Source organism: Aurantiacibacter sp. MUD61 (genome assembly GCF_027912455.1).
Classification (GTDB): domain Bacteria; phylum Pseudomonadota; class Alphaproteobacteria; order Sphingomonadales; family Sphingomonadaceae; genus Alteraurantiacibacter.
Genome location: NZ_CP115446.1, coordinates 2,151,284 through 2,171,189 on the forward strand (window position 1 = coordinate 2,151,284; position 19,906 = coordinate 2,171,189).

Consider the following 19,906-nt stretch of genomic DNA (forward strand, 5'->3'; position numbering starts at 1 on the left):
AGCCTAGCCGCTATGAAATGGCAGCAGGCACCGGGCGAATGAAGGAGTAAGAATATGAGTATCACACGTAAATATTCCGCCGCTCTGGCGCTTGGTGCTGCGATGGTCCTGCCGTTTGGCGGCGTGTCCGCACAGGAACTGCCGCCTGCCAGCGCGCAGCAAAACATCAATGTTTACGGCAATCTGCCCAGCGATCTCGATGGTCTGGCAGAAGGTCCCGAGCTGGATGGCTTTATCTCCGCCCGCACGGGCAATGAAATCACCGTGACCGAAGCCAATGGCAACGCGACGACAGTTGCAGTCGGCGAAATCACCGACATCCGCGCACGCGGCGGTTTCCTCGGCCTTGGCCGCACGGAGCTGAGCACCGGGTCGCTTCTCAACGGTATCCCCGTGACCGTGGAAACCGTTCAGTGGGCGGACGGCCTGCTCGCCAGCCGCATTCGTTTCTCGGCTGACGACCTTGAAACCGCGGAAATGATCCGCACCGGCACTGAACAGCGCTTTGCCCTGAATGAAGAGGCGATCGAAGAGAACGCCGCTGCAGCAGAAGCTCTGCGTGGCCGCGTTGCCAATATCGATCAGTACAACGTGACCGGCGTCACCAATGTCTATTTCGACACGGGCCGCCACAACATTTCGCCCGTCGCGCAGCGTGAACTGTGCGAGTTCGCGACGCAGGCGAGCGCCACCGACGGCGCGCAGCTGCTGGTGGTCGGATATACCGATTCGGTTGGTAACCAAGACTACAACCAGGTGCTGAGCGAGCGCCGTGCCAGCGGTGTGGTGAACTATCTGCAGCAGCAGTGCGGCTGGGCCCCTTGGCGCATGATGACGCCGACCGGCATGGCCGAAGCCGATCCTGCGGCTGACAACACGACCGAAGCCGGCCGCGCGCAGAACCGCCGCGTTTCGGTGAATATCCTCGTCAGCAAGGCGCTGGACGAAGGCATGGGCGGCTAAACCGCTTCACTCTGACAAGAATGCGAAAGGGGCGAACCGGGACGGTTCGCCCCTTTTGTTTGCGCTGGCTCAATCGAGCGCGAACAGATCGGCGAGGATGGTGCCTTTCTCGCTGTCGATACGCGCCGGGTTCGGGCTGTCATAGCAGACGAGCAGGCGTTCATTGCCTTCATCGTCGGTCCAGAAATCGACACCTTCGGGATGATCGGCGTGCAGCTTCACCGGCAAATCGAATAGACGCTCGGGACGGTGCAGGCGCACTTCCTCTTCATGTTCTGGCGGCTCGTCTGCCCAATCCTTCCAAAGATACATGGCGCAGCGTCCGTCGAGATCCTGCGTTGGCCCTGCGAGAATCCAGAGGTCGCGGCCTTTCACCACCAAATCGCGCACACCAAGCCCGCCTAGATCCACCAGCCGCTTGTGCGGTTTGCCGGGGAGGTGGAGCTTGCCCTTTTTCTTCGGTTCGATCTGCGGCTCCACGATCACGGCATAGGTCTGCAACACCGGACCGCGAAGACCCAACGCAACGCGCGTCTCGTCGGCCACGGCAATGCCTTCTATATCGAGCCCGCCTTCTTTCGCAGCCATCGCCATCGATGGGCCGATGAGTGCATCCTTCGCGAAATACCGGCCGAGCTTGCTCCCGTGATCCTTCTTCTGCGCAACCAGACCGGCGCGGCGTTTGCCCGCTTTGCGTACGAGAATCGGGAGGCCGTCCTGATCGAATACAACAGGTATACGTGCGAGGACGCAGCGGGGGCGCGTGTCTTTCAAGTCGGCGAATTTGGAGATTTCGATCCTGTCGGGTTCATAGCCATCATCGCGCGGATCGTGGCGCGTGCGCGAATGGCTTCCGGTGATCCACAGCCAGCCGTCGCAATAGGCGAGGCCCTCGATATCCATTTCCTCTTCGGGATCGCGCAGTTCGATGAAGTCGAGCAGTTTGTAAGTCTGGTGATCGGTCAGCCAGCCGTGCTTGCCGAGCGTCAGCCGTTCGACCGCATGCGCCTCGTCGCCCGCGACGAAGAGAGAGTTCTCAACTCGCGCGCAGGCGGAGAGATCGTGGATCGGATGATCACCATCCTCCGTGTCTCCCGTAAAGTTGAGCTTGATATGGCCGACAGGCGCGCGCGGGGCGGGCAGATCGTCGGCTTCGGTGAACGGCTGGGGCTGAAGTGTCATGGCAAACCAACGGCTTGGACGCCGATTGGTTCACCCCGACTTTCACATCAGTCCTCGGCGTCGCGCTCCTTGAGCCATTCTTCCAGCCATTTGATTGTGTAATCGCCGCTGATCACATCGGGCTGGCGGATCAGTTCCCGGTGCAGCGGGATCGAGGTCTTCACGCCTTCCACGACCATTTCCTCCAGCGCGCGGCGCAGGCGCATCAGGCAGCCTTCGCGATTGCGACCGTAAACGATCAGCTTGGCGATCATGGAGTCGTAATAGGGCGGGATCGAATAACCGGCATAGAGTCCGCTATCCACGCGCACATGCATGCCGCCTGCCGGGTGATAATAGGTGATTTTGCCGGGGCTTGGGGCAAAAGTGAACGGGTCTTCCGCATTGATGCGGCACTCGATCGCATGGCCGGTGAAGCGGAGGTCTTCCTGCGCTACCGATAGCGGCTTGCCATCGGCGACACGGATCTGCTCGCGCACCAGATCGACACCGGTAATCGCTTCGGTGACCGGATGCTCGACCTGCAGACGCGTGTTCATCTCGATGAAGTAGAACTCGCCGTCTTCCCACAGGAATTCGATCGTGCCTGCACCGCGATAGCCCATTTCGGCCATGGCCTTGGCCACGATACCGCCCATACGGTCCCGCTCTTCAGCGGTGATGACGGGCGAGGGGGCTTCCTCGAACACCTTCTGGTGGCGGCGCTGGAGCGAACAGTCGCGTTCGCCCAGATGGATGGCGTTGCCCTTGCCATCGCCGAAGACCTGGAATTCGATGTGGCGCGGATTGCCGAGGTACTTTTCCAGGTACATCGTGTCATCGCCGAACGCGGCCTTCGCCTCGCTCATGGCGCGCTTGACCAGCGGCTCCATCGATTCCGCATCGGGAATGACCTGCATGCCGCGGCCACCGCCGCCAGCTGCGGCCTTCGCGATCACCGGATAGCCGATCTCGTCGGCAATGCGGCGCATCTCGTCATAGTCGGAGATAGCCCCGTCGGATCCGGGCACCAGCGGCAGACCAAGCTTGCCAGCCGTCTGCTTGGCGGCGACCTTGTCCCCCATGGTGCGGATGTGTTCGGGTTTGGGGCCGATCCACTTGATATCGTGCGATTCGACGATCTCGGCGAACTTCGCATTCTCCGACAGGAAGCCATATCCCGGATGGATCGCATCGGCGTCGCTGATTTCAGCGGCAGAGATGATCGCCGCGACATTGAGATAGCTCTCGGATGCCGAAGGCGGGCCGATGCAGATCGCGTGATCCGCCAGCCGCACATGCATGGCATCGGCATCAGCGGTGGAGTGCACCGCGACTGTCTCAATACCCATTTCGTGCGCTGCACGGTGGATGCGCAGAGCGATCTCTCCGCGATTGGCGATCAATATGCGTGAAATGCCCATGCTGTCAGCGCGGCCTTACGAGATGACAACGAGTGGCTGGTCGAACTCGACCGGCGAACCGTTCTCGACCAGCATTTGCTTCACCTGCCCATCGGCAGGCGCGGTGATCGGGTTCATGACCTTCATGGCTTCTACGATCAGCAGCGTGTCGCCCTTCTTCACCGAGTCGCCGACGGAGACGAAGTCAGCAGCACCCGGCTCCGGAGCGAGATAGACAGTGCCGACCATCGGCGATTTTACGGCGTTGGCCACGTCTTCCGTGGCTGCGCTTTCGCCAGGAGCGTCTGCAGCAGACGGCGCGGCGGGAGCCGTAGAGGGGGCCGGGGCAGGCGCAGGCGTCGGCGCCATCATCGCAGCAGGCGGCGGAGCGGCAGTCACGTTGCGCGCAACGCGAATGCGCTTGTTGCCTTCTTCGACCTCGATCTCGGTCAGGCCGGTGTCGCCCAGCATTTCGGCCAGTTCGCGGACCAGTTCAGGATCGACGGTCATGCCGCTTTTGCTGGCGGCGGAGGTCTTCTTGTCAGACATGCATTCCCCGATGCAGTGGTAAAGGATGGCTTGGGGGCTAGAACCAGTCCGCCCCCAAAGCAAGGGTTAGCAATCGCTTTGCCGGAATGCGGCGTTACAGCTTTGCTGCGGCTTCCAGCGCCAATTCATAGCCATATCCACCGAAGCCGGAGATGGTGCCGAGCGCGCCCATCGCGACATAGCTCTTGTGGCGATAGGCCTCGCGCGCGGCGGGGTTGGAGATGTGGACTTCAATCACCGGCGTGCGGATCGCGCGGATCGCATCATACAGCGCCAGGCTGGTGTGCGTGAGCGCGCCAGCGTTCAGGATGACGGCTTTCGCGCCATCGGCCTGCGCTTCATGCAGCCAGTCGCACAGATGGCCTTCATGATTGGACTGGCGCATGTCGACTTCGAGGCCGAGTTCCTTGGCCTTCGCCTCGCAGCGGGTAGCGAGATCATCCAGAGTGTCTGCGCCGTAAACCTCAGGCTCGCGCACGCCGAGCAGGTTCAGATTGGGTCCGTTCAATACGAATACTTTGTCAGTCATGCGCGTGCCTTTAGCGGCAATCGGGGGGTGCCGCCAAGGGCAAAGGCGCGGCTTTTTTCAGGCCTTTCCAAAAAGGGTGTGACAGGTGTGACAGTGTCCTGACGCTTATTTGTCGACGCCCTTCACTTTGCCCCACTGGCGCGCAGCGGTGTAGCCGAGATAGCCTGTGCCAAAGAGCGCATAGAGCGGTTCGGGCAGCCCGCCCAGATAGGCATTCATTCCCGCACCGATATTGCGCGCGACCGTGGGGTTGAACGCTGCGAGCACACCCATCGGCAGCGCGCACAGGATCATCGTGTACATCACATAAAGGAAACTCGGCCGGGCGCGGCTCGTCCACGGATCGGTGCTTTCAGCCTCTGCGATGATAGCGGAAAGCCGCGACTCGATCTGCGCCATCTCCTGCGTGCCTTCGAGCGCGATCAGCTCCAGCTTCGCCCGTTCGCGCGCTTCTTTGTCGGGAATGATCTTGTCGATGATGGAAGCGATGGGGCCGATAAGGGATTCAAGAATTGCCATTGGGGGTGCTCCGTTGCGGTTGGATTCGCGAACGGGCGTGGCGGAGAGGCAAAGCTGTAGGAAAGGGGAGAGTTCTTAGTTAAGTTGGTCATATGAAACTTGGCGAGAACATGACCAGAGAATGGCAGGAGGAAGATCGCGGAGAACAGCTTTTGGTGGTTCTTCACCGAATTCGCGACTCCGACGCAACTGCACACAAAGAACTCGAGCAGCTCGCAGAATCAGGATCGCGACTAGCGATGCATTATCTTGGCGAGTTCCAGGCCAATGGAAAGCATGGCTTTGAGCCTGATGTCGAGAGCGGAATTAGATGGCTTTCATTGGCTGCGGAAAAGGGATCAATCGAGGCGGCATACGAATTAGGTTATGTATACTACCGAGAGGGGCGTATCTCAGAGGCCACAGAAGTCTATCAGAGCATCGCGAAACGAGGCTATCCACCAGCCTTCTTTCGGCTGGGACAGCTAGGACTCAAAGACGCTGAGGGAAATGAAGAGAAGATTGCAGCGCTTCGATACTTTGAAGAAGCGTGGGAGTCAGGCCACCTCATATCATCAGGTCTCGTGCTTTGGCTCCGACGAGATCTCGGCCTTGATCGGACACCTTTTCTGCTCACTATTCCTAAGAGAGCGAAGGTGGCGCTCCAAATTCTCTTCAAGAATTGGCGGAATCCTTCAAGCGACACATTGCGGAGCTAGTCCGGCGCGCAAATTGCAGCGGTGTGATTGATGGATGTCCACTGGTCGGGAAGACAGGATTCGAACCTGCGACCCCCACACCCCCAGTGTGATGCGCTACCAGGCTGCGCTACTTCCCGAGACCAGTGGAAGCGCGCCTATAGAAAGGGTGACGCGCGATAGCAAGCGCCTAGCGGAGCAGAATTTCACGCGCGGCTGGGGTGCCGATCTATTGCAAAACGGCCCTCAATTGCCACCTATCCGCAATGCTGCTAGGCGCAGCGCCCATATGTCGGGGAGGAGGCTGGTGAATCGCGGTTTGCGCCGCGGGTTTGCCGGGTATTTTCTGACACATTCGGTTTTTTGATTCACCGCTCCTGAATGGAACGAACACATGCTTGATTTTCTCGCGGCCACATCTGGCCAGGCTGCCCCTCCGGGATGGGTGCAATTCCTGCCGATCATCGGCATGATTGCCATCTTCTGGTTCCTGCTTTTCCGCCCGCAGATGAAGCGGCACAAGGAACATCAGGCGAAGATCGCCAGCGTGAAAAAGAACGACAAGGTCGTGACTGCAGGCGGCGTCATCGGCAAGGTGACCAAGGTCGACGACGACTATGCCGAGATCGAAATTGCGCAGGGCACGCGCATCAAGGTGGTAAAGAACACCATCGGCGACATCCTGCCCCCCGGCGGCAAGCCCGCAAACGACTGACACAGATAGGCATCAGGTCACACCGCCATGCTCGATTTTCCGCTCTGGAAGCGCATTTCGCTTTGGGCAGTAACGCTCGTACTGGCCGTTCTGGCCGTGCCGTCGATCCTCTCCATGACGGGGGCAGATCGCCCGCAGTGGATTGAGGATGCGCCGCATATCAATCTGGGTCTCGACCTTGCTGGCGGCAGTCACATCCTGCTCGAAGCCGATCCGGCGCAGGTGGCCGAACAGCGGCTGGAAACGATGGAGGAATCGGTCATCCAGCTGATGGGCGATGCCGATCCTGAAATCCAATTCAGCGAGCTGAATACGCTGGGCGGCCAGGTGTCCTTCATGCTTGAGGATGCCGCCGACATCGACCGTGCGCGCGAAGAGCTGCTGCCGATTATCAACGGCACCGGTCTTGTTGCCGAATGGCAGCTGGAAGTGATCGATGGCCGCCGGATCGTCCTCACCCAGACCGAGCAGGGCATCGACAATGCCGTCGACGATGCGATGGAAAGCGCGACCGAAGTCGTTCGCCGCCGTATCGATGCGCTCGGCACGCGAGAGCCGACGATTATCCGCCAAGGCGACAATCGCATCGTGGTGCAGGTTCCCGGCCTCGAAGATCCCGAAGCGCTGAAGGCGCTGCTGGGTGAAACGGCCAATCTCGAATTCAAGCTGGTGTCCCCGCGCCGCCAGAATGAAATGACCGAGGAAGCCGCGCGCGCCGATCCCCTTCCGGGCACCGAAATCGTCCCTTACGCGGAAGACACGGTCTATGCCGGCTCCGTACTGGTGGTGAACCGGCTTGGCGGCATCAGCGGCGAAAGCCTGACCGGTGCGCAGCAGGGCTTCAGCCCCGACACGAACGAGCCGGTCGTCAACATCCAGTTCGATCCGCAGGGCGGTGCGACCTTTGCACGCCTTTCCACCGAAAACGTCGGTCGCCGCTTCGCCATCATCCTCGACGATGAAGTGATTTCCGCGCCCAATTTCAACGAGCCGATTCTTGGTGGTTCGGCGCAGATTTCGGGCAGCTTCACGGTTGAGAGCGCGAACAATCTCGCCATCCAGCTGCGTTCGGGTGCGCTGCCTGTCGATCTGACCGTTATTGAAGAACGCACCGTTGGCCCGGATCTTGGCCGCGATTCGATTATCAAGGGCGGGATCGCCATGGGTATCGGCTCGCTGCTCGTCATCCTGCTGATGATCGCCAGCTATGGCCGCTTTGGTCTCTATTCGACCGCGGCGCTGGTGCTGAACGTGCTCATGATCCTCGGCATCATGGCCTTTATGAACACCACGCTGACATTGCCTGGTATCGCCGGCTTTGTGTTGACCGTCGGTGCGGCAGTGGACGCCAACGTGCTGATCAATGAGCGCATACGCGAAGAGCGAAGGCGAGGGCGGCGCGTCATCGCGGCGGTGGAAACGGGCTACAAAGAAGCCAGCCGCGCGATTTATGACGCCAATATCACCAACTTCATCGCCGGTGTGCTGCTGTTCCTGTTCGGCTCCGGTCCGGTGCGCGGTTTTGCCGTCGTCCTGATCATCGGCCTGTTCACCAGCGTGTTCACCGCTGTTACTCTCACCCGCATGTGGGTCGCCGGTTGGCTGAAAGCCAAACGCCCCAGCGACCTGACGATCTGAGCGGGAGGACCAACCCATGAAACTTCTCAAGCTCGTTCCCGAAACGACCAACATCAAGTTCCTGAAATGGCGCGTGCCGTTCTATATCGTCAGTATCCTGCTGATCGCTGCGAGCTGGGCTCTGGTGCTGACCAAGGGCCTCAATTACGGCGTCGACTTTGCCGGTGGACAGGAAGTTCGCGTCACCTTTGTGGAGCGGGAAGAAGCCCCCATTGTGGAGCTGCGCGATCAGCTTGGCGATCTGGGATATGGCGAGCCGACTATCCAACGCTTCGGTGATCCCAACTCGGTCTCGATCCGCGTGCGCCTGCCAGAAGGCGCTGAGGACCAGCCCGGTGCCGCCACGGCGATTGGTGAGGAAGTGGTCAGGACGATCCAGAGCGAGTTCGAGAACGTCCGTCAGGACGCGAACGAGACGGTGTCGGGCAAGGTCGCAGGCGAGTTCCGGCAGACCGCTCTTTATGCGCTGCTCTTCGCTATGCTCGCGATTGCGGCCTACATCTGGATCCGTTTCGAATGGCAATTCGGCGTGGGCGCTCTGTTCGCATTGTTCCACGACGTGTCGCTGACACTGGGCATGTTCGCGCTGTTCCAGCTCGAATTCAGCCTGCAGATCATCGCCGCGATCCTTGCCATCATCGGTTATTCGCTGAACGATACGATCGTGGTCTATGACCGAATCCGCGAAAATCTGAAGAAATTCCGAAAGATGCCGCTGCCCGAACTGCTCGATCTGTCGGTGAACGAAACGCTTGCGCGTACGGTGATGACCAGCCTGACGCTGTTCATCGCGCTGCTGCCGCTGCTGTTCTTCGGCCCCGCAAGCCTGTTCGGCCTTGTCGCGGCCATCGTGCTTGGCGTGTTCGTGGGTACCTACAGCTCGGTCTACATGGCTGCGCCCATCCTGATCTGGCTTGGTGTCACATCGGACAGCTTCGTGCCCGAAGAAACCATCGCCGACCGTCAGGAAAAGAAAGCCCGCGGCGAGATTTAGCCGATCAGTCCGCTATAGTAATCCGCCAAGGCCGCTGCATTAGCTTCCCAGCTGAACTGCGCGGCGTTGGCGGCAACATCATATTGCGGGTAGTCGGCGTCGAGCACTTGGCGGATGGCTCTCGCAAATACGCTCGGCTCGTTTTCCGGATCATAGTCCACGATGCGCCCCGCGCTATCGCTCTGCACCAGTTCGCGCGCGCCGCCGACATCGGTGATGACCACCGGCGTCCCGCAGGCGAGCGCTTCCACCCACGCATTGGCGAGGCCTTCGCTCGCTGAATTCAGCGCCATTGCATTGCTCGCGGAAAGCACGATGGGCAATTCCGTATGATCGAGGCTGCCGAGCATGTGGACGCGCTTAGCAACTCCCAGTTGGCGTGCTTCGGTGGTCAATGCCGTTCGATCATCGCCGCGCCCGACCAGCGCGAGATGCACATCGGGCATGTCGGCCATCGCCTGAACCAGTAGCGACTGACCTTTGCGCGGAATGAGCGCACCGACCGACGCGACGAGCTTCTCATTTTCGCCCAGATGGATACCGTGATTTTCCGCCAGCCAGCCGCGACATTCCGCGCGGTTGAGCGGCTTGAAAAGCGTGTGGTCGAGACCGGTGTAGTGAACCGTGATTTTCTCCACCGGCATGCCCAGATCGCCCATGTCGAGCCGCAAGGCCTTGCTCACCGCGAGCACGCCGCGCGCCGCATTGGCAGCCTCCAGCATCGCTTCGCAGGCATAGGGTATCGCGCCCCAGTGCGAGATATCCGCCCCGCGCGCCTTTATGCTGAAAGGCAGATTTAAAGCATCTGCAATCTGCGCAACGGCAGGCCCGTCGGGGTAGAAGAATTGCGCATCGAGCAGGTCGAAGGGCCGCTCTGCATGAAGCCTGCGCGCCAGTGGCAGCACCGCGCGCGCGATCATCGCGGGATTGAAGCGACCGCCGAACTTGGGGAACAGGGTGAAGCGTGGACGGTAAACCTGCACACCATTCTCCACGCCATCCACTGCGGCCTTGGCGATGGGCTTGTATCGACCTGCCGCGATGGGCGGCACGCCGATCGGATTGATCACGGTCACATCCCAATCGGGCCTGGCCGCCAGCGCCTCCATCTGCCGGGCGACGAAAGTGCCGAAGCGCGGCGTGTGCGCGTTGGGAAAAAGGGTGGAGAGCGAAAGGACGCGGGGCATGGCTGAGCGGGCCGTTACAGCTTACGCACCAGCATCTCGGCCACGGCGAGCCATGCGGGGCTGTCGATCACAATCTGCCGCTGTCCGATGCCGGGAGGAAGCAGGCCGACTAGCGATCCCTGCCGGTCTATCAGCCGCCCGAAGGCAAAGCGTCCGCCGGAGCGCGGGGCGAGAACATCGCGGTTGATCAGATTGCCAGCATCTTCGGGCGACACCTGCCGCATCCAGAGCTGGTCTCCGCCGCGATACTCGCCCTGACCGGTTTCGATTTCGAGGCACACGAGCGATCCGCCTTCGAGTAATTCGGTCGGCAGGATGGCATCGCGCGGGGAGGGGAGGCTTTCCGCGCCGGCATCGGTCAGCCTGGCGATCACTTGCGGCTGGCTCTCGCTTTCCGCCTTCACCAGCGTTTCCGGATCGACGCCGAGCGCGGCTCCAATCCGGTTCATCCAGACAAGCGAGAGATTGCGCATGCCCGTTTCCAGCCTGCCAATCGTCTGTGCTGTGGTGGGCGGCTCACATGCGGCGGCGACTTCGGCGAGAGTAAGGCCCTTCTGCCGCCGGATGTCGCGAATGCGATTGATCATGCTCTCACCCCTCAATTAACCGAATTGGTTGCAAAAACAGCTTTCCTACAACCGATTCGATTTTGCAAGGGGTGCGCGTCGCCAGAAGGGGAAAAGCATGCAGCATCGCAAACTCGTCGAACGGGAACTGACATCGGAAGGGCCGCGCCGTACGGGCGGGGCCAAGCGCAGGGGCCGCAGCGCCACGGTGAACGTCGGGGAGAGCCCGCTCGGCTGGTTGCATGCGCACGGCCATCTCGATGAACGCCTGTTCGACGCTGGCGAGCGCCTGCGCGCCGATTATGAGCGCGCGGCGCTCGGCCCCAATGTGACGATGCGGTGGGACCCGGTGCGGGTCAAAGGCGGGCCCGGCGATGGTCTCTCGCCGACCGAACGCCAGATTGCTTCGAAAAGCCGGTTTGACGGAGCGTTGCAACAGGCGGGCCGGGGGCTGGAAGATATCCTCTGGCGCGTCGTATGCGCTGGAGAGACCCTGCCAATCGCTGAGAAAGCGCTCTCCTGGCCAGCGCGCAGCGGCAAGCTGGTGCTCAAGCTGGCCCTTGACCGTGTAGCGGATTTTTATCGGATCGGTTGATCAGCCGAACAGGCCGCGCAACCAGTTCCAGAAGCGCGTGACCAGCGAATTGCTTGCCCGCGACTGGCGAGCGGCTTCTTCGGCAGCCTCGCGCTCCGCATCGCGCAGCAGCTTGGCACGCAGAGCGCTTTGACGACCTTGCGGCGCGGCAGCGATTGCCGAGCGACGGGACCGCGGATCGCGCATGAACGCATAGCCATCGACATTGTCGTCGTCGGTCAGGGTGTAGCTGCCATCAGCCTCGTCTTCGTTTTCACTAGCAATATTCTCTGGCGCGGCGTGATCGGACGGCGAAGCGGGCGGCGCAACCGGTTCAGCTTCTTCCCAGCGATCAGCGTCGCTGTTCTGCGGTGCAATTGGTGCAGAGTCGCCATCGAACGCGGCCGACTCAGGAGCAGGCTCAGGCTTAGGCTCAGGAGCAGGCTCTGGCTTGGGCTCAGGAGCGGGGGTGGGCGCTGGCGCGGTTTTGCGTGGGTTGAAATCGACCGGAGGCGGCGGCGTAAAGCTTTCGGTCGGCGCAGGGGCGGGCCTTGCGGGTTCAGGCCGCGGCTCGACAGGCTCCGGTGTAGCGGCGCGCGCGGGGCTTTTCTGCGGCTCGTCCTCAGCAGTATTGTGTGCAGCCTTTTCAGCCTGCCAGTTCTCATCCGACCAAGCCTGCAACTCGCGCTTCTCGACATCGTCGCGGTCAAGTTCGAACCAGTCCTTGCTGTGGCGCTGGCGCACCTCTTCGACATCTTCGGGCAAGGCCGCAAAATCGCTCGCCGGGGTTACCGGTTTCGGCGCTGGCTCTGGCTCCGGCTCCGGCTCCGGGTCGTGCGCGTCAAACGCAGGAGTTTGTTCGGCAGCACGTTCCGCCAGCCGGGCTTGCAGGCTGCCAAGCGAGGACAGCTTGGCTGGCTCGTCGTGCGAGACTGCTGGCTCTTCCGGGGAGGCCACTTCCGGTTCATCTGCAAAATGCGTGTCTTCGACGGGCCCTGCTGCCTCCACCTCTTCAATCTGCTCAAAAGCCTCTTCCTCGGGCTCGGCCAGTTCCGGCTGGACCGGGAGCGAGGGGAAGATACGGTTTTCGAGATCGATATCGTCGTCGAGCGGACCGTTCGGATCGGCATAGCCACCAAAGTCGTAATCGCCCTCGGACGAGTCTGCACCGCTCGCAGCAATGCCGGCGGCATCGGGCACATCCATGCCGAAATCATTGGCGATCGCATCGTTGAGACCGTGATCGAGTATCGGAGCAGATTTGCGGCGTGTCAGGCTGAGCACGTCTTCTGCATTGGGCACGGCGTCATCTTCTTCGACGTCAGCCTCATCCGATTGGCCCATTTCTTCCGCATCGTCATCTTCCATCGGCGCAAGGCCAAGGATGGTGGCGGGACGCTGAGGCCGTTCGGCTTCTTCTCCGATCAGCTCGGCCGACGCATCCTGGAACATGGCATGCGCCTGGGCGAGCTCGTCCGGATCCAGCACGAGAACCGGCTTTTTCTTGGGTTTCGTCCGTGCACCGAGCGTTTCGAGACTGCCATAGGCAGGCCCGTTGCCGGCGTTTTCGTCACGCAGTGCTGATGAAGAGGCGATGCCCATGCCAAGGGGTTTGCCGCGCTTTGGTGCAAACGCCGTGAGCAAACGTGGTAAACGCGATGCTAACGATTTGCGCAGCGATCTTACAGAGGCTTAGCTCTCAGCCTGCTCGGCAAGCTCCAGCCAGCGTTCTTCCGCCTCGTCCTTTTCATTGCGGGCCAGTTCGAGCGACTTGCTGATGCGCGCGAATTTGTCCGGGTCCTTGCTGTAGAGCTCGGGATCGGCGAGCGCGCTTTCGCCTTTGCCGATCAATACTTCCAGCTCCTCGATCCGGGCGGGCAACTGCTCGTAATCGCGCTGGTCTTTGTAGGACAGCTTGCTCGATTTGGGCGGCGGGGGAGGGGGCGGCGCAGGCTTCTCACTCGCCGGCTTATCGGCCTTGGCTTTCTTCGCGCTGCGCTCCTTGCGCTTCGCCTGCCAGTCTTCATAGCCGCCTGCCACGATATCGACCGTGCCGCTGCCATCGAGGCCGAGCGTGACCGTAACTGTGCGATCGAGAAAGTCGCGATCGTGGCTGACGATCAGGACTGTGCCTTCATAATCCGCGATGACTTCCTGCAGCAGGTCGAGCGTCTCAAGGTCGAGATCATTGGTCGGCTCATCCAGAACCAGCAGGTTGGACGTGCGCGAAAACTCGCGCGCAAGCAGCAGGCGCGATTGTTCGCCGCCCGAAAAGGTGCCGATCTTCGCATCGATCAGGCTGGGATCGAACAGGAAGTCCTTCAGATACGCCTGCACATGCTTGCGATGCCCGCGCACATCGAGCCAGTCACCGCCCTCAGCAAGCACCTGCCGCACGGTGAGTTCGGGCTGGAGCAGCGCGCGCTGCTGATCGATGGAGACGCCGGAAAGCGTTTTGGCGTGGGTCACGCTGCCCGTATCCGGCTCGATCTCCCTGGTCAGCATTTTGAGCAGCGTCGTCTTGCCCGCGCCGTTCGCACCGACAATACCGATCCTGTCGCCGCGCTGGATGCGCAGGGAGAATGGCTTGATGACCTGCCGGTCACCATAGGTCTTGGATATATCCTCTGCGACGATCACCGACTTGCTCTTGAATTCCGCGTCACTTGCCAGCTTCAGCTTGGCTGTGCCGCCGGGCGTGATCATGGCGGCGCGGGCGGCACGCATTTCGAAGAGCTTTTCGAGACGCCCCATATTGCGCTTGCGCCGCGCGGTGACGCCGCGTTCAAGCCAATGCGCTTCGATCTTCAGCTTTGCGTCGAGCTTTTCGGCCGCGCGGGCCTCCTCGGCATAGACCTGCTCTTCCCATGCCTCATAGCCGCCAAAGCCCACTTCCTTGCGGCGCATGCTGCCGCGATCGAGCCAGAGCGTGGCGCGGGTCAGGCGCTTTAGAAACGTTCGGTCATGGCTGATCACGATGAACGCGCCTTTGAACCGCTCGAGCCATGTCTCAAGCCAGTCGATCGCTGCGAGATCGAGGTGGTTTGTCGGCTCATCGAGCAGCAGTAGATCGGGCTCCTGCGCCAGCGCGCGGGCGATGGCGGCCCGGCGTCTTTCCCCGCCGCTGGCGGTCGCCGCCTCGGTCGTCATTTCGATGCCGAGCTGGCCGGCGATTGCCTCCACGCCGTGTTCGGGCGGGGCGTTATCGCCAGCGAGGGCGAAGTCCATCAGCGTATCGTGAGCGGAGAAATCCGGTTCCTGCTCCAGCCAGACGATATTGGCATGCGCCTTCACTTTGCGCACGCCGCGATCCGGCTCGATCTCGTCCGTGATAAGGCGCAGGAGCGTGGTTTTGCCGACACCGTTGCGGCCAATCAGCGCGAGCCTGTCACGCGGGCCGATGTGCAGGTCCAGCCCCTCGCCATGTCCCGAGGAGGGATCGCCGAAAAGCCAGCGGCCGCCCTGTTGCAGGCCAATGCCTTCGAGCGAGAGGATGGGAGGTTCTGCCATGGTCCGGCGCAGTTAGGCGCGCGGTGATCCGATAGCAAGACGGGCGCGACCCAGTGGATCGCGCCCGCCTGTAGATTTGCGATATCAGATGACCAGAACAATCAGTTGCGTGAAGGGAAGATACCCGTCGTCGCAATGCAATAATTCATCGGCAGCACCGGCTGCACGACAGAGAATGGCTGATTGCCTCCATTGTTCTGCACGACAACGGTCTGCGCATGCATGAAGTTGCCGCTGGGTGTTTGATCAGAATAGGTATTCGTACCTGGCGTCTGAGCGAAAGCATCCGATTGGGGGCTGGTTGTATCACCGGGTGCGGCGACAGTTTGTATGCCGGCCTGGTGGTTATGCGAAGGCATTTGCTGGACAGTCAGCGTCACCTGTTCGCGACCGGCTGGGATGCCAAGCTGATAATTGGTATTCCCAGGGCTCGAGCCGTAGCCAATGGGCGCGCGGCTGCGTAGGTCTGGCAGAGCGAAAGTCGTTCTGCCATCTCCGCCAAAAGTGGTTCCAAGAAGCGAGAAGAGAGCTGTGTATTGGCTGATCGGAAGCAAGGTGCCATTGGCCTGTGCAAAGCCACGCGGGCACCAGTTCGTCCCGAACATACGCACTTCACCAAGATACTGCTCCTGCGCGCTTGCTGGTGCAGGTGTTGCCATTGTCGTGGCAGCCGCAGTAGCGAGTGCGGAGACCGCAAGAATAAATTTGGTTTTCATTGAAATTCCCCCTTCGTTTTGTCGGTTCAAGTCACCGGCCGCTTGTGCGGCTCTTCCGGTTGCGACACCGAATGTAAACTGGAGACCTGTTTGGCGCTTTCGTCAATGCGTGGAGAAATTAATTGTCGCTAATGCGAAATTTACCGAAACGTTCGACTCCACGGCCGTGAAGAGGCTTCAAGTCGTTCACATCCCTGAACGGCTGGCGGCGAGTGAATTCACTTCTTGTTCAACGGCGCGTTGTTAGGCACACAGCCATCATGTTGAAGCCCATTGCCCTTTTCGCCGCTGCTGCCTGCGCCCTTTCGGCGTGGAGCGCGCCTGCGTCTGCGCAGTCTTTCGACCGCGAACGCGGTGATCAGAATTCCGCGCGCGCCGAAATGCAGGCGGGCCGCAACATGCCCATTCGCGAAATCGAACGCCGCATCATCCCGCAAATGCGCGATGATGATGAGTATATCGGCTTCGAGTACGATCCCGTCGCGCAGGTGTATCGCCTCAAATTCATTCGCAATGGCCGGATGATCTGGGTCGATGTGGATGCGCAGACCGCGCGCGTCCTGCGCGTTTCGCGCTGAATATCTCCCCATTGGAAACTTGCCGCTCGCTTGACGCGTTCATGTTGTAAGCGCAACCATCCGGCGCAACACAGTACAGGGAATATTCGATGCGCATTCTGATTGTTGAGGACGAGCCTACTCTCGGCCAGCAACTCAAATCGACACTTGAACAGAACGGTTACGCGGTCGATCTCTCCACCGATGGAGAGGACGGCCATTTCCTCGGCAGCACGGAAGAATATGATGCTGTCGTGCTCGACCTTGGCCTGCCGGAAATCGACGGGCTGACGGTGCTGGGCATGTGGCGCAAGGAAGGCCGCAATTTCCCGGTGTTGGTGTTGACCGCGCGAGACAGCTGGTCCGACAAGGTTGCAGGGCTGGATGCAGGCGCGGACGATTATCTCGCCAAGCCCTTCCAGACCGAAGAGCTGATCGCTCGCCTGCGCGCGCTCATCCGCCGCGCATCGGGTAATGCGTCGTCCGAACTCACCGCTGGCGATGTGCGGCTTGACACGCGCTCTGGCCGCGTAACGCTGAACGGTGAGCCGGTGAAGCTCACGGCGCAGGAATACAAATTGCTCAGCTATCTGATGCACCACAAGGGCAAGGTGGTGAGCCGGACTGAGCTGATCGAACATATTTACGACCAGGATTTCGACCGCGACAGCAACACGATCGAAGTTTTTGTCACCCGCATCCGCAAGAAGCTTGGCGCAGACGTTATAACCACCATCCGTGGCCTCGGTTACAGCCTCGACGACCCCGCAGACGCTCCCCGCGAATAGCGGTAGCGATGATGGCGATGTCTCTGCGCTAGACGCGGAAACGCTTCCGGCCGAAGCGGAGGACGAGCACGTCTATCATGAAGAGGACGAACAGGGTGCAGCGGTAGCGCACACCGGCAGCCTGTCGCGCCGCATGATGATGATCGCGGCGGGGTGGATCCTCATCCTGCTGACCCTCGGCGGCGTCGCGCTCGACCGTGTCCTGACGAACCAGTTGCAGGCCGAATTCGACAACCGGCTGACGATCCCGCTCAACTCCATGCTGCGTTCAGCAGAGCTGGATCCCTTCGGTGAAGTGAAGTTCAACTCGATCCTTGGGGACCAGAATTATTTGGAGCCGGGGTCGGGTTCCTATTGGCAGATCAGCGCTGAAGGGTACCAGCCGCTCCCTTCGCGCAGCCTGTGGGACGACCGGCTGCAGGTGCGTGACGAGATCGCTCTGGAGCCGATTTTCTATGACTCCGTGCAGTTTCGCGACGAGACATTGCGCATGGCGCAGCGCACGATCCAGCTTCCCGGTAGCGATGTGCAATGGCAATTCGTGGTGGCGCAGAACCGCGAAGAGATCGACAACCAGATCGCGCAGGTTCGCCTCACTCTCATCTGGTCCTTCGCCATTCTCGGCATCGGCCTCTTTCTGATGGCGATGGCGCAGACCTGGTATGGTCTTGGCCCGCTGCGCCGTGTGCGCCAGGCGATTGCCCGCATCCGCACCACCGGCACCAACCGCGTAACAGAGCCACTGCCGCTCGAAGTGCAGCCCATGGTGGAAGAGCTCAACGCGCTACTCGAACATTCGGAAAAGCAGGCGGAAGAAGCGCGCACCCATGCCGGCAACCTCGCCCATGCGCTGAAAACGCCGCTCACCGTGCTGAACAACGCGGCGCATGCGCAATCGCCGGACTTGCCCGAAGCCGTTTTGCGCGAAGCCGATGTGATGCAGCGCCATGTCGACCACCATCTTGCCCGTGCGCGAGCGGTGGGGCGCCGTGCCACGGGCCTCTCCCGCGCCAGCGCCATGGAAAGTGCGCAGGGCGTCGAACGGGCCGTGTCTCGCCTCTATCAGCACGTCCGCTTCGATATCGCGGGCAAGGACACGGATGTCGCGATGGAGCGGCAGGACCTTGATGAATTGCTCGGCAATTTGATCGAAAACGCCGCGAAATATGGTGGCGGCAGTGTCTTCATCACCATCGATGCAGAGCCGGATGCGAGGCGCTGCGTCATCTGGATCGAAGACGATGGCATGGGCATTCCCGAGAAGGAGCGCGATGCCATCTTCGGGCGCGGCGCGCGGCTGGATATGAGCAAGCCCGGCACCGGCCTCGGCCTCGCCATCGTGCGCGATGTGGCGCAGATTTATGGCGGCACGGTCTCTCTGCATGAAAGCGAGGATCTGGGCGGATTGCTGGTAAAGCTGAAGCTACCCCGCGCAGGCTCAGCCCCCCAATAAAGCTTTCAATACCACAACGGGCTCGTTCAGATTGGATGCACAGCTCATCGTCCATAAAGCACGTATTGAAGGATTTCGTGGGAGAATAATTATGTCCCCCCGCATTTTAGGGGTAATCGCCATTGCGGCGTCATCACTGGGCCTTGGGGCCTGCTCTACATATTATGACGATTACGGATACGGCCATTCCGGCGTGAGCGTCGGCGTGTCTGTCGGCTCGTCGCCATATTACGGCTGGTATGACGACTATTATTATCCGGGCATCGGCTATTATGTTTATGACCGCTGGGGCCGCGAATATCGCTGGTCCCGCCGCCATCGGGACTATTGGTACGGTCGCCGTCAGGGCCACCGTGATTTCCGTGCGCACTGGCGCGATTATGGCTACGAAATTCCGCACCGCTATCGTGACCAGCGTCGCTATCGCGACCAGCGTGGCTACAATCGGGACCAACGCCGTGACCGACCGCGCTATCGTGATCGCCGTGATCGCGATGACCGGTACGATGGTCGCCGTGGTGGCCGGGTAGACCGCGATCAACGCAGAAGCGGTGACCGCTATGACGGTCGCCGAGATCGCACCGATCGCGACAGGCGTGATGGCCGGGTGGACCGCAATCGCGATCAGCGACCGCGCGCAGAACGTCCACGCCGCGACGACCGGGTAGACCGGCCGCGCCGCAACGATCGGGCGGATCGTCCGCAAAGGACACCGCGCGCCGAGCGACCGCAGCGTCCGCCACGCGCCGAACGGCCAAATCCTCGGCAAAATGCAGATCGTCCGCAAAGGCCACCGCGCGCTGAGCGCCCCGCACGTCGCAATGACCGTGCGAACAGGCCCGAGCGACGCCAGCCGCAGGCCCAGAGGCCAGAGCGTCGCGAGCGTGCCGAGAGGCCACAGCGCCGCGAACGTGCCGAGCGTCCACGGCGGAATGATCCACAGCGGCCAGCACGCAGCAGGCGCGATCGGGCTGATCCGGAACGTCGCGGCCCGGATTGATCGGTAAAACAGATTTCCCTTGGACGGGACAGGAAGCGCGCGGGTAGTCTAGTCCCCGCGCGCTTTTCTGTGGTGCCGGATCACTTCGTCGATGATGAAGCGTAGCAGTTTCTCACTGAATTCGGGATCTAGATCGGCTTCGACCGCCAGCGCGCGCAGCCGCGCGATCTGCTTCGTCTCACGCTCGGGATCGGCAGGGGGCAGGGCGCTCTTCGCCTTATACTCGCCCACTGCCTGCGTGATGCGAAACCTTTCCGCCAATATGTGAATGAGCGCAGCATCGATATTGTCGATGCTTTTGCGGAAGGCGGCGAGCTGCGGATCGGTCGATTCAGTCATTGCGCTAGGTTTAGCCTTTCTGAAACAATATTGCACGTGCGAATGCGGCTGAAATGCCACCTTGCCAA

21 protein-coding genes and 1 tRNA gene are annotated in these 19,906 nt (G+C 61.1%); 10 read left to right on the plus strand and 12 right to left on the minus strand.

Annotated features, from left to right (window positions below; all coding sequences use genetic code 11):
• The first annotated feature begins 54 nt into the window (after positions 1-54).
• Entirely contained in the window at positions 55-963 is a 909-nt protein-coding gene (locus tag O2N64_RS10335) for an OmpA family protein (protein WP_271077525.1), read from the plus strand.
• Positions 964-1,032: 69 nt separating this feature from the next.
• Here the strand turns inward: O2N64_RS10335 and O2N64_RS10340 are convergent, their stop codons facing one another.
• From O2N64_RS10340 to O2N64_RS10360, 5 genes are all read right to left on the minus strand, one after another.
• A complete protein-coding gene (locus O2N64_RS10340) occupies positions 1,033-2,145 on the minus strand; it encodes a DUF3616 domain-containing protein (RefSeq protein WP_271077526.1) in 1,113 nt (370 codons plus the stop codon).
• 47 nt (positions 2,146-2,192) lie between these two features.
• Positions 2,193-3,548, minus strand: coding sequence for an acetyl-CoA carboxylase biotin carboxylase subunit (gene accC / locus O2N64_RS10345; RefSeq protein ID WP_271077527.1), 1,356 nt, complete (start codon positions 3,546-3,548; stop codon positions 2,193-2,195).
• Positions 3,549-3,563: 15 nt separating this feature from the next.
• On the minus strand, positions 3,564-4,076 hold the full coding sequence (gene accB, locus O2N64_RS10350; RefSeq protein ID WP_271077528.1) for an acetyl-CoA carboxylase biotin carboxyl carrier protein: 513 nt from the start codon (positions 4,074-4,076) through the stop codon (positions 3,564-3,566).
• 94 nt (positions 4,077-4,170) lie between these two features.
• Positions 4,171-4,605, minus strand: coding sequence for a type II 3-dehydroquinate dehydratase (aroQ, locus tag O2N64_RS10355; protein WP_271077529.1), 435 nt, complete (start codon positions 4,603-4,605; stop codon positions 4,171-4,173).
• 105 nt (positions 4,606-4,710) lie between these two features.
• Positions 4,711-5,124, minus strand: coding sequence for a holin family protein (locus O2N64_RS10360; protein WP_271077530.1), 414 nt, complete (start codon positions 5,122-5,124; stop codon positions 4,711-4,713).
• A gap of 92 nt (positions 5,125-5,216) precedes the next feature.
• On the opposite strand from O2N64_RS10360, the gene O2N64_RS10365 reads away from it, so the two are divergent.
• Positions 5,217-5,822, plus strand: a complete 606-nt coding sequence (locus O2N64_RS10365; protein ID WP_271077531.1) for a tetratricopeptide repeat protein — start codon at positions 5,217-5,219, stop codon at positions 5,820-5,822.
• Between the two features lie 42 nt (positions 5,823-5,864).
• Here O2N64_RS10365 and O2N64_RS10370 read toward each other — a convergent pair.
• Positions 5,865-5,941, minus strand: a tRNA-Pro gene (locus O2N64_RS10370).
• A 254-nt stretch (positions 5,942-6,195) separates the two neighbouring features.
• Here O2N64_RS10370 and yajC point away from each other — a divergent pair.
• Genes yajC through secF form a run of 3 tightly spaced genes read left to right on the plus strand, consistent with a single transcriptional unit; the run spans position 6,196 to position 9,148 of the window.
• Positions 6,196-6,516 carry a preprotein translocase subunit YajC gene (gene yajC, locus O2N64_RS10375; RefSeq protein WP_271077532.1) on the plus strand — a complete coding sequence of 107 codons (321 nt, stop codon included), beginning with the start codon at positions 6,196-6,198 and terminating at the stop codon, positions 6,514-6,516.
• A 27-nt stretch (positions 6,517-6,543) separates the two neighbouring features.
• Positions 6,544-8,154 (plus strand): protein translocase subunit SecD, encoded by a 1,611-nt coding sequence (secD, locus tag O2N64_RS10380; RefSeq protein WP_271077533.1) that lies wholly within the window; start codon positions 6,544-6,546, stop codon positions 8,152-8,154.
• 16 nt (positions 8,155-8,170) lie between these two features.
• The gene (gene secF, locus O2N64_RS10385) at positions 8,171-9,148 is read left to right on the plus strand and encodes a protein translocase subunit SecF (RefSeq protein WP_271077534.1); all 978 of its coding nucleotides are present in this window, start codon (positions 8,171-8,173) and stop codon (positions 9,146-9,148) included.
• On the opposite strand, the gene O2N64_RS10390 is transcribed toward secF, so the two are convergent.
• Both O2N64_RS10390 and O2N64_RS10395 read right to left on the minus strand, forming a co-directional pair.
• On the minus strand, positions 9,145-10,335 hold the full coding sequence (locus O2N64_RS10390; protein ID WP_271077535.1) for a glycosyltransferase: 1,191 nt from the start codon (positions 10,333-10,335) through the stop codon (positions 9,145-9,147). The two genes, secF and O2N64_RS10390, sit on opposite strands and share 4 nt — an antisense overlap.
• 14 nt (positions 10,336-10,349) lie before the next feature.
• Positions 10,350-10,922, minus strand: coding sequence for a helix-turn-helix domain-containing protein (locus tag O2N64_RS10395; RefSeq protein WP_271077536.1), 573 nt, complete (start codon positions 10,920-10,922; stop codon positions 10,350-10,352).
• 97 nt (positions 10,923-11,019) lie between these two features.
• On the opposite strand from O2N64_RS10395, the gene O2N64_RS10400 reads away from it, so the two are divergent.
• Positions 11,020-11,496, plus strand: coding sequence for a DUF6456 domain-containing protein (locus O2N64_RS10400; protein ID WP_271077537.1), 477 nt, complete (start codon positions 11,020-11,022; stop codon positions 11,494-11,496).
• Here the strand turns inward: O2N64_RS10400 and O2N64_RS10405 are convergent, their stop codons facing one another.
• From O2N64_RS10405 to O2N64_RS10415, 3 genes are all read right to left on the minus strand, one after another.
• Entirely contained in the window at positions 11,497-13,077 is a 1,581-nt protein-coding gene (locus O2N64_RS10405; RefSeq protein ID WP_271077538.1) for a hypothetical protein, read from the minus strand.
• Positions 13,078-13,167: 90 nt separating this feature from the next.
• Complete coding sequence (locus O2N64_RS10410; RefSeq protein ID WP_271077539.1) at positions 13,168-14,985, minus strand: ABC-F family ATP-binding cassette domain-containing protein; 1,818 nt, start codon at positions 14,983-14,985, stop codon at positions 13,168-13,170.
• A gap of 101 nt (positions 14,986-15,086) precedes the next feature.
• Positions 15,087-15,701 (minus strand): phage tail protein, encoded by a 615-nt coding sequence (locus O2N64_RS10415; protein ID WP_271077540.1) that lies wholly within the window; start codon positions 15,699-15,701, stop codon positions 15,087-15,089.
• Between the two features lie 260 nt (positions 15,702-15,961).
• On the opposite strand from O2N64_RS10415, the gene O2N64_RS10420 reads away from it, so the two are divergent.
• From O2N64_RS10420 to O2N64_RS10435, 4 genes are all read left to right on the plus strand, one after another.
• Entirely contained in the window at positions 15,962-16,279 is a 318-nt protein-coding gene (locus tag O2N64_RS10420; protein ID WP_271077541.1) for a hypothetical protein, read from the plus strand.
• An 89-nt stretch (positions 16,280-16,368) separates the two neighbouring features.
• On the plus strand, positions 16,369-17,046 hold the full coding sequence (locus O2N64_RS10425; protein WP_271077542.1) for a response regulator transcription factor: 678 nt from the start codon (positions 16,369-16,371) through the stop codon (positions 17,044-17,046).
• Positions 16,997-18,499 carry a sensor histidine kinase gene (locus O2N64_RS10430; RefSeq protein WP_271077543.1) on the plus strand — a complete coding sequence of 501 codons (1,503 nt, stop codon included), beginning with the start codon at positions 16,997-16,999 and terminating at the stop codon, positions 18,497-18,499. Before O2N64_RS10425 ends, O2N64_RS10430 begins: the two co-directional genes overlap by 50 nt.
• A gap of 91 nt (positions 18,500-18,590) precedes the next feature.
• Positions 18,591-19,499 (plus strand): hypothetical protein, encoded by a 909-nt coding sequence (locus O2N64_RS10435; RefSeq protein ID WP_271077544.1) that lies wholly within the window; start codon positions 18,591-18,593, stop codon positions 19,497-19,499.
• 48 nt (positions 19,500-19,547) lie between these two features.
• On the opposite strand, the gene O2N64_RS10440 is transcribed toward O2N64_RS10435, so the two are convergent.
• Entirely contained in the window at positions 19,548-19,838 is a 291-nt protein-coding gene (locus tag O2N64_RS10440) for a chorismate mutase (RefSeq protein WP_271077545.1), read from the minus strand.
• Positions 19,839-19,906 lie beyond the last annotated feature (68 nt).